Origin of the sequence: Idiomarina sp. UBA4206 (assembly GCF_002383015.1) — a bacterium.
Taxonomy (GTDB): domain Bacteria; phylum Pseudomonadota; class Gammaproteobacteria; order Enterobacterales; family Alteromonadaceae; genus Idiomarina; species Idiomarina abyssalis.
The window spans coordinates 48,219-56,806 of record NZ_DFTS01000008.1 but is presented as its reverse complement, the minus strand read 5'-3'; the positions used below and the strand labels follow the sequence as shown (position 1 = coordinate 56,806).

General features: G+C 48.3%; 9 protein-coding genes. 5 read left to right on the top strand and 4 right to left on the bottom strand.

Annotated elements, in window-relative coordinates:
* Positions 1-1,930 (top strand): TonB-dependent receptor family protein (locus B3180_RS01200; protein WP_286842454.1); only part of this gene is annotated, 1,930 nt, incomplete at its 5' end.
* A gap of 62 nt (positions 1,931-1,992) precedes the next feature.
* Here B3180_RS01200 and B3180_RS01195 read toward each other — a convergent pair.
* The 3 genes from B3180_RS01195 to B3180_RS01185 all read right to left on the bottom strand — a co-directional run bounded on the left by B3180_RS01195 (position 1,993) and on the right by B3180_RS01185 (position 4,153).
* On the bottom strand, positions 1,993-2,940 hold the full coding sequence (locus tag B3180_RS01195) for an ATP-grasp domain-containing protein (RefSeq protein WP_286842451.1): 948 nt from the start codon (positions 2,938-2,940) through the stop codon (positions 1,993-1,995).
* Positions 2,941-2,949: 9 nt separating this feature from the next.
* Complete coding sequence (locus tag B3180_RS01190; RefSeq protein WP_286842448.1) at positions 2,950-3,654, bottom strand: APC family permease; 705 nt, start codon at positions 3,652-3,654, stop codon at positions 2,950-2,952.
* Positions 3,655-3,745: 91 nt separating this feature from the next.
* A complete protein-coding gene (locus B3180_RS01185; protein WP_286842445.1) occupies positions 3,746-4,153 on the bottom strand; it encodes a hypothetical protein in 408 nt (135 codons plus the stop codon).
* A gap of 88 nt (positions 4,154-4,241) precedes the next feature.
* Here B3180_RS01185 and B3180_RS01180 point away from each other — a divergent pair, with 88 nt between their 5' ends.
* Genes B3180_RS01180 through B3180_RS01170 form a run of 3 tightly spaced genes read left to right on the top strand, consistent with a single transcriptional unit; the run spans position 4,242 to position 7,235 of the window.
* Positions 4,242-5,606 (top strand): SLC13 family permease, encoded by a 1,365-nt coding sequence (locus B3180_RS01180; RefSeq protein WP_286842443.1) that lies wholly within the window; start codon positions 4,242-4,244, stop codon positions 5,604-5,606.
* A gap of 60 nt (positions 5,607-5,666) precedes the next feature.
* Positions 5,667-6,005, top strand: a complete 339-nt coding sequence (locus B3180_RS01175; protein ID WP_054490064.1) for a zinc ribbon domain-containing protein YjdM — start codon at positions 5,667-5,669, stop codon at positions 6,003-6,005.
* Between the two features lie 21 nt (positions 6,006-6,026).
* On the top strand, positions 6,027-7,235 hold the full coding sequence (locus B3180_RS01170; RefSeq protein ID WP_286842440.1) for an ectonucleotide pyrophosphatase/phosphodiesterase: 1,209 nt from the start codon (positions 6,027-6,029) through the stop codon (positions 7,233-7,235).
* Here the strand turns inward: B3180_RS01170 and B3180_RS01165 are convergent.
* Positions 7,232-7,726, bottom strand: a complete 495-nt coding sequence (locus B3180_RS01165; RefSeq protein WP_054490060.1) for a DUF4199 domain-containing protein — start codon at positions 7,724-7,726, stop codon at positions 7,232-7,234. The two genes, B3180_RS01170 and B3180_RS01165, sit on opposite strands and share 4 nt — an antisense overlap.
* Before the next feature lie 104 nt (positions 7,727-7,830).
* Here B3180_RS01165 and pgsB point away from each other — a divergent pair.
* Positions 7,831-8,588: poly-gamma-glutamate synthase PgsB (pgsB, locus tag B3180_RS01160; protein ID WP_286842437.1), on the top strand; the 758-nt coding region annotated here is incomplete at its 3' end.

Genomic DNA, 8,588 nt, shown 5'->3' with positions numbered 1-8,588 from the left:
AACCATTCCGGGCATTTATGTCCGTGAAGAAGACGGCCAGGGCCTGCGTCCTAACATTGGCATCCGTGCCGCAACAGCTGGTCGTGTCAGTAAGGTCACTTTGCTGGAAGACGGCGTTATGATGGCTCCGGCGCCTTATTCAAACCCAGCGGCCTACTACTTCCCGACTACCTTCCGTATGTCATCCGTTGAAGTATTAAAAGGTGCTCCTTTACTGCGTTACGGCCCACAGACAACCGGCGGCGTTTTAAACCTGGTAACAACACCTATTCCTGAAGACTTTGGCGGACAAGTTCTGACTCAGTTTGGCGAAAACAGCAGCCGTGATATTCATGCTCATGTTGGTGGCACTGAAGGTCAATGGGGCTTTTTATTAGAAACCGTTCAACGCAGCGGCGACGGCTTCAAAGAAATTGACCGCAGCAGCCGCGACGCCGGTTTTGATATTGAAGACTATGTTGCAAAACTTCAGTGGACGAGCGAGCGCCAGAGCCTGTTGGCCAAAGTTCAATATTCAGAAGAAGTCTCGAACGAAACTTATCTCGGTTTGACCGATGCCGATTTCGCTCAGGATGAAAACCGCCGTTATGGCCTTTCTGAAATTGATCAGATGGATAACTCCCACAAAGGCTACAGCTTAAACTATGCGTTTGAAGCGACTGATAATCTGACTTTTAATATTTTAAGCTACTACAACGACTATGCTCGCAACTGGTTCAAACTGGATGGCGGTAATGCATACGTCAGTGCGGCTAACAGCGGTGACGCCGATGCATTAGCTATTTTGCAAGGCACTCAGGATGAAGCCGGTCTGAACTACAAAAACAACAACCGAGCTTATGAATCTAAAGGCATTGAAGCTAATGCTCAGTTTGCTTTAGGGACTCATAGCCTTGAAGTGGGTGTTCGTGACCACAGCGACGAAATGGACCGTTTCCAGCCGGTTGGAATTTATGATCAGGTTAACGGCAGCCTTGTATACCAGGCTGAAGTTATGCCTACTGGCGGTAACAACCGTCTGGAAGGCGCTGATGCAGTCAGCTTCTGGCTGACAGACCAGTGGCAGGCAACCGAAGACCTTAACGTCCACTTTGCACTGCGTTATGAAGACGTTGAGTCTTATCGTTACCAGTTTGCTGACACGGCTCGCGAGCAACTGGACAGCACACGTTCAAACGACAGCGACGAATGGTTACCGGGCGTTTCCTTCACTTATGACGTGAATGATAACTGGCAGGTACTAGCAGGCGCTCATAAAGGCTTTTCGCCTTTAGGCGGCGGTGCGAAAGACTTCCAGGAGCCAGAAACCAGTAACAACTACGAAGCCGGTGTTCGCTTTAATCAAGGTTCCTTCTTTGCAGAAGCCATTGGTTTCTACAGCGACTTTAGCGATACCACACAGCAGTGTTCAATTGCTAACCCATGTGACAATGGCGCTGAATCAGGCTCTTATGTGTTGGGTGAATCAACGGTAGCCGGTCTGGAATTACAGGCGAGCAATACCTTTGAATTGGGTCAGTTCCTTATGCCGGTTGATTTGGCTTACACCTACACCAAAGGTGAAATCAGTCAGGACAACGCGGTGACAGGTTTAATGGACGGCGATGAACTGAATGACATTCCGCAGAATACCTTCAGTGTTCGCGTTGCGCTAGATAACAACAAAGGCTGGGTAAACTATGTGGTCGGTAAATACATTGACGAAATGTGCGTCTCTGTTGGCTGTAACCGTGACAACAGCCGTTTTAACAAAACCGAATCACTGTTTGTGGCCGACTTTGTCAGTCGTTATGAAGTCGACAACAACATGGCGGTTTATTTCAAAGTTGAGAACCTGTTCGATCAGCAGAAGATTGTTGCTCGTTCACCGCATGGTGCGCGTCCGAACAAACCTCAAACAGCCTCTTTAGGTGTGGAATACACTTTCTAAAAACCAATCCCTCCCTGGATTTGTTATGGCCCCATTCTTATGGGGCCATTTTTTGGTTTAGCTTATTGGGCTAAGCTGATCAGGTAATCCGCTAACGCCCCCATGCCCGTTTTCTTAACACCGGCTTCACGCTCGGCACTTTGATTATAGTTGGTATTGGTGTTCACATCGTAAACGTACAGTTCGCCTTTTGCGTCTTCAATAAACTCAATGCCGGCCACATCAATATCATTGGCCTTCAAGAATGCTTCCAGCGCAAAAATAATTTCATGGTCATTAAAGCGCTGTGTAATAGTGAATTTATTGGGTTGATTGTTCTCAGCAGGTGCTTCATTGGTTGGGCAAAACGCATCATCCACACTGCACACATCGGCCGGGCATAACTCAAAGCCTTGCTCAGTGTTCACGTTAACCGCGTAAATAAATTTCTGCCCGACAAATTCGCTGCGGGTGATATGTGGTTGCTTTGGCTTAATGTATTCCTGTAACAGCCAGATGCCATCTAACGGCTCTTCATAATCATCGCTGTCGATATAACTCCTTAAGCCAGCGACATCGTCAAACTTAATGACGCCTAAACCTTTGCCCCCGCGATTAGGCTTTAAAATCAGCGGCCACTCGGCAAACTTTTCAGCCGCTTCTGTCAGCAGATCTTTTCCGACCACTGCCTGCGTTTTCGGCACATTTAGGCCTGCTTTTTGTAACGCCGCATATTGCGACAGCTTACACACTTCCAGTGCCAGCACCCGGGTGCCATTAACCACGGTTCGGTTACTTTTTTCCAGCCAGGTTAACGCCATGCGAGTCAGTTCCGGTGCAAACCGATGGCCCCTTGTGTGCGAGGAGGCACTCATACGGTTATAGTAAACCGCATCTTTCGGAAGCTCGGAAAAAGGTATCACTCCCGTATCCAGGAACCATTCTTTGGCTTCTACGCCGCGCTTTTCAAACTCTGCTCTTAGTGGCACCAGCCACTCTTCGTTTTCGTGCAGAATAACAATATCTCGCATGTATACCTCTTAGCGTCTCAGCTGATGTATCAGCAGAACTACGACAATAAAAATGATGCCCGACAACAGCACCTGCCACGGCACAAAAACAGCCAGTCCAAGACAGCTGGCCAAACCTATTATGGATACCCACTTTGGCACAAAACGATCACTCTTTGTGACTTTCAATGCGGCCAAATTCGTAATGCCATAATACACTAAAACCGTGAAGGCACTGAACGACCATGCGGTCTTTATATCACCAATTGCGACCAACACCAGCATGACAATACAAGTTAGCCAGGTTGCCGGTGGTGCCGATGTTTGTTGACCGTTTAAATTGGCAAAGCGCATGGGTAAATCGGCGCGGCGGCCCATAGCCAGAATCACCCGCGATACCCCTAAAATTAAGTTCAGAATAACTCCGCCCATAGCAACCACTGCACCAACGGTCACTAACCATTGTACAGGTCCGCTCGGCAGCAAACTTGCCAGAGAGAAATGCTCCGCCTGAAAGTTCGCTATACTGGGAAAACGCAGCAGAGCATTCCCCACTCCCAGATACAGAAGCGTCACAACCGCCAGAGTTAAAACAACGGCCAGAGGAATAACCCGGCGCGGGTTTTGTACCTCTTCCCCCATGGTAGCAATTCGTCCGTAGCCGGTGTAGGCAACAAAGAGTAAAGCTGAAGCTTGTAGTACCTGCCACCACTTAACAGACTGCCGCTCTAGCATTACAGCCGTTTGCTGATGGCCTGTAACAATAAAGGCCAGCAGAGCAATTATGCTCAGTGTGACAATGGCGGCGTTAACCCAATTTGTGCGCTTAACGCCCCCCAGNNAATACCGCAGCCGCTATCCACTGCGCTAAATAGTCCGGTATTGCCGTGGCATTGGTCACATACCAGCCTACCGCCAGCGCAGCGGTTGCCGCTGAAGCACTTTTTGCTACCACGAACAAGCTACCCGCCGTTACACCATAAGCCGGAGTCAGAAACCGATAGCCATACTCGTAGGTGCCTCCACTGACGGAATGAGCAGAAGCCAGCTGCGCGGAAGACAAGCCATTACATAAGGCCGTCACCGCCGCAATGAGAGTTGCCCATAAAACGGCACCACCGGCAATATCCGCACCAATACCCACACTCACGAACGCACCGGTACCTAAAATGGAACCAAGCCCCAAAACAATGGCGCCCGCGAGCGAGGTAGAGCGAACCAACTGCTGATTCATGCTATCCCCTTTAATCTTTCGTTGCTGATTCAGTCACTTCTCTATTATCTTACAGGGTAAAAGATGAAATGGATGTGACAACCTATTAATGAAACATTTAGCACTGGGCCCGATTACAGCACTTATCGTATTGCTCACGACGCAATTGGCGAACATGCCATTACCTGCCGCGCTTGAGTTAAGCACTGTGGTCTGGGTAGCCTGGTGGTGGGTAACCGAGTGCATCCCCTTACCTGTCACCTCATTACTCCCTTTCGTCTTGCTTCCGGCCTTCGGGGTTATCGACACACAAACAGCCGCAGGCGCTTTAGGCGACAATATTATCCTCTTGTTCATGGGCGCCTTTATGTTGGCCAAAGCCGTTGAAGCCAGTGGTGTTCATAAGCGCATGGCCCTTTCTTTGGTTGCCCGCATTGGTGCTGACAATGGCCGCAAAGTGGTTATTTCCTTTATGGCGGCGACCGCCTTTCTGTCCATGTGGATATCGAATACGGCAGGTGTGCTGGCACTTTTACCTGTGGCATTGGCATTGGCCGATGCCAGCGACGATGAAAACTTCCAACGGGCTCTGCTGTTAGGCCTGGCCTACGCCGGCTCACTTGGCGGTATCGCTACTTTAGTAGGAACACCACCGAACCTAATTTTTGCGTCTATCTACCAGAATATTACCGGAACCGAGTTCAGTTTTACCCGTTGGCTTGGCATTGGTTTACCCATGGTTTTATTAGGTTTACCTGTTATTGCACTTTGGTTAACCCGCAACGTCAAATTATCAAAGCCACTTGAGTTACCAACCACCAGTGAAATGACAACCTATGAGAAGCGTGTGCTCATGGTGTTCGGTACCGTCGTCGTTTTGTGGATAACACGTACCGCACCCTTTGGCGGCTGGACCGGCTTACTGGGCATTGGCAGCCTCAATGACGCGACCGTTGCACTGGCCGGTGTAGTTGCCATGTTCGTTATTCCAACCGGAAAAGTTAAACGCGAGAAGCTATTAAACTGGCCACTGGCAAAAGATATTCCCTGGGGCATTTTATTGCTGTTTGCCGGCGGTATTTGCTTAGCCCGTGGCGTTATGGAAAGTGGTTTGGGCGAAATTATTGGCCAGTCACTTACCGCATTAGGCGTGCTGCCGTTATGGCTACTTATTTTTGTGTTAGCGCTGACCGTGTCCTTCGTAACAGAAGTCACCTCCAATACAGCAACTGCCACCTTACTGATGCCCATTCTTGCAGCCACAGCAGCGGCCCTTGAGTTACCCATTGAGTTACTCATGATACCTGCGGTTATTGCCTGCAGTTGCGCGTTTTGTATGCCGGTAGCCACACCACCAAACTCCATTGTTTTTGCCTCTAACCGGGTCACCATAAAAGCCATGGCCAGAGAGGGTGTGGTGCTTAATATTTTGCTCGCCATTGTCACGACACTGGTGGTACTCATTTTTGTCTAGTGCGCCCGAGTCGGTGACAGGCTATAATCACCCGCTTTCATCCCCTAGAAAGGACTTGATATGAGCGACTTCCCAGCCTGCCCGGAGTGTAATTCCAGCTTTACCTACCACGACGGAACTTTACTCATTTGCCCTGAATGCGGACACGAATGGTCCGAAAACGAACCTGAAGCGGCTGACGATGCGCCATCCTTTCGTGACTCTAACGGCACACCATTGGAAGACGGCGACACCGTCACAGTGATTAAAGATCTTAAAATTAAAGGGTCATCTTCGGTGGTTAAAGTAGGCACCAAAGTTAAAAATATTCGTCTCATTGACGGCGATCATGACATTGACTGCAAAATTGACGGCATTGGTGCAATGAAACTGAAATCTGAATTTGTTAAAAAGGTCTGAAACCGGATACCGGAACTTATTATGAAAACCCTATTGATTGTCTGCCTCGTTCTTTTTTCGTCATTTACATTTGGCAAAAGTAACGAACAAACCCTGGTGCTCATTTCAATAGATGGTTTTCGTCATGACTATATTGAAAAGCACGATGCGAAAAATATTGCCAAGCTTGTTCAGGAAGGCGTGCGCAGCGAGGGGTTAATACCGGTTTATCCATCAAAGACTTTTCCTAATCACCTGTCTATTATTACCGGCCGCTATCCAACCAACCATGGTTTAGTCGACAATAACTTTTACGATACTGAGCGCCAACAAAAGTACAGTATGGGCGATGGCTTAGAAGACAGCAGTTGGATAACCGCGTTGCCTTTGTGGAACCTTGCTGAATTTCAGGGAGTAAAAGCAGCCACTTTCTTCTGGCCTGAATCCGACGCCCGCATAAATGGCCGGACACCCAGTTATTTTTATCATTACAGTCACCCGGTTCCTAACCGCCAGCGAATCGAACAAATCATCGACTGGCTCAAGCTACCGGAAAAAGCTCGTCCACGGCTGGTTACCGGCTACTTTTCCGTTGTTGACACCATGGGTCATCGTTTCGGACCAGACTCGAAACAAGTAAAAGGGGCCGTTCAGCACATAGACGAGCTTATTGGAGAGTTGTGGCGGAAGTTACAGACAGAAGTGGATGCTTCCGTGAATTTAGTGTTGGTTTCTGATCATGGCATGGCTCCGATACTAGCCGACAAAATGATAGAAGTTGATGATCTGAACATTCACTCTGATCGGTTTACCGTCATTAACGCACAAACCCGTTTGCTGATTTATGCTAAAGAAAATACGTCAGAGCAACACATTGAGTCGCTCCGTCAACGTTTAAAACAAACAACGGAACAGCCATTTTATATAGAAACAGAAAGCGCACTTGCACAGCGACACTTTGTTAATAGCCCTCGTGTGCCGGCTATCGTGCTTGCAACCGACGCACCAAACAGCTTTGCTACCCGACCAGCTGAGGAACGCTCTGATGGAGGTACTCACGGGTATTACGGCACTCGCGATATGGATGGGTTATTTGTTGCCACCGGCAACGCCTTTAATAAGGGACAAAGCATTGAGCGTTTTGAAAACATTCATATTTACCCAATGCTGGCAGAATTACTGGGGTTAGAGATTCTCACGGAAATTGATGGCCGGGCGGAAGTGCTCCGGCCAATTCTCGAAACTCATTAATCAGCATCAGGTTGCGGTGTTTTCATGAACACCGCGACGATTGCCGCCGTAATAGCCCCAATGACTAAAGCAAAAATCATTGACTGAACAATATAACTACTAAGCTGAAAATAAACCTCAGCTTGTTCTGCACTCATTTCGCCTTGAGTTACTGAAAAATTGCTCACATTTTCAAAGTAATCAGGCGAAATAATGACATGGGTTATCCACTGGCTAATTGGCGTCAAAATAGCCACCACAACGGCAATTATCAAACCGCTTACAAACCCCTGCTTCCAAGTCATCGATCCATTTAGATCCTTTTCGCGTTTTTCTCTCAGTGCCAGTACATAAATAGCAATAGCAATGAGTGCAAAGAAGTTGGTATAGGTTGCGTGGTAAGCAATATAGTTGTCATGCAGACCGACTAATCTTTCCATTAACATCCACAACAAACCTGCAATGGTGAAGATAATGCCCCACTTTATTTCTGTTTTTCGTTGTTTAAGCATTTTGTACTAACCTTTTGTAAAGATCCCTAAAAACAATAGCCTTATTAGCAGACTATCTGTAATTATAGTCGTGTTTTCAAACAATTTCCTTCAGGAGGGTTCCCGTGGAAATACCCAGCATGCTCGCTATTGTCGCTGCACTATGGGTTGTTCTCGTCATTGCCGGCGTTTTTGAGGCTGTTCGTCACTGGGCGCTTGTTCGCAAAATTCCGGTTCGAGTCCATGTTAATGGCACTCGCGGTAAAACCAGCGTTACCCGTTTAATTGCTGCAGGGCTGCGTAGCGGCGGAAAACGTATTTGCGCAAAAACAACAGGTTCAGCCGCGGCCATTACTGACCCCGAGGGGCGAGAATTCCCTATTTACCGCATTAGCGGCGCAAATATTATCGAACAAATGCGCACCCTGAAAAGAATGGCCGCATTAAAGCCCGAAATTGTGGTTATGGAATGTATGGCGCTGCAACCACAGTACCAGTCCTTAAGCGAACTGCGAATGGTACGTTCAACAGTAGGCGTTATTACCAATGCCCGAGCCGATCATTTAGATGTGATGGGGCCGGGAGAAAACGATGTAGGACTCGCCCTTGCCGGTAGCACCCCGGTGAAAGGGGATTTATTCACCGCTGAGCGAGACTTACTCGACATCTTCAAGCACTCCTGCCAAGACCGAAAGAGCGAGCTGCATGGTGTAACAGAAGACGAAGTTAACGCTATTACTGAGGAAACCATGAAACGTTTTCGCTATGCCGAACATGCTGAGAACGTTGCGTTGGCACTTAATGTCTGCGAACACCTTGGTGTCGACAGGGAGAAAGCTTTAGACGGAATGGTTGCCCTTGAGCCGGAAGCCGGTGCCATGCT

Coding starts and splice junctions, on each gene's coding strand:
- B3180_RS01195 (WP_286842451.1), bottom strand. CDS start 2,940: ATGCGAGATATTGTTATTCTGCACGAAAACGAAGAGTGGCTGGTGCCA.
- B3180_RS01190 (WP_286842448.1), bottom strand. CDS start 3,654: ATGCTAGAGCGGCAGTCTGTTAAGTGGTGGCAGGTACTACAAGCTTCA.
- B3180_RS01180 (WP_286842443.1), top strand. CDS start 4,242: ATGAAACATTTAGCACTGGGCCCGATTACAGCACTTATCGTATTGCTC.
- B3180_RS01175 (WP_054490064.1), top strand. CDS start 5,667: ATGAGCGACTTCCCAGCCTGCCCGGAGTGTAATTCCAGCTTTACCTAC.
- B3180_RS01170 (WP_286842440.1), top strand. CDS start 6,027: ATGAAAACCCTATTGATTGTCTGCCTCGTTCTTTTTTCGTCATTTACA.
- B3180_RS01165 (WP_054490060.1), bottom strand. CDS start 7,726: ATGCTTAAACAACGAAAAACAGAAATAAAGTGGGGCATTATCTTCACC.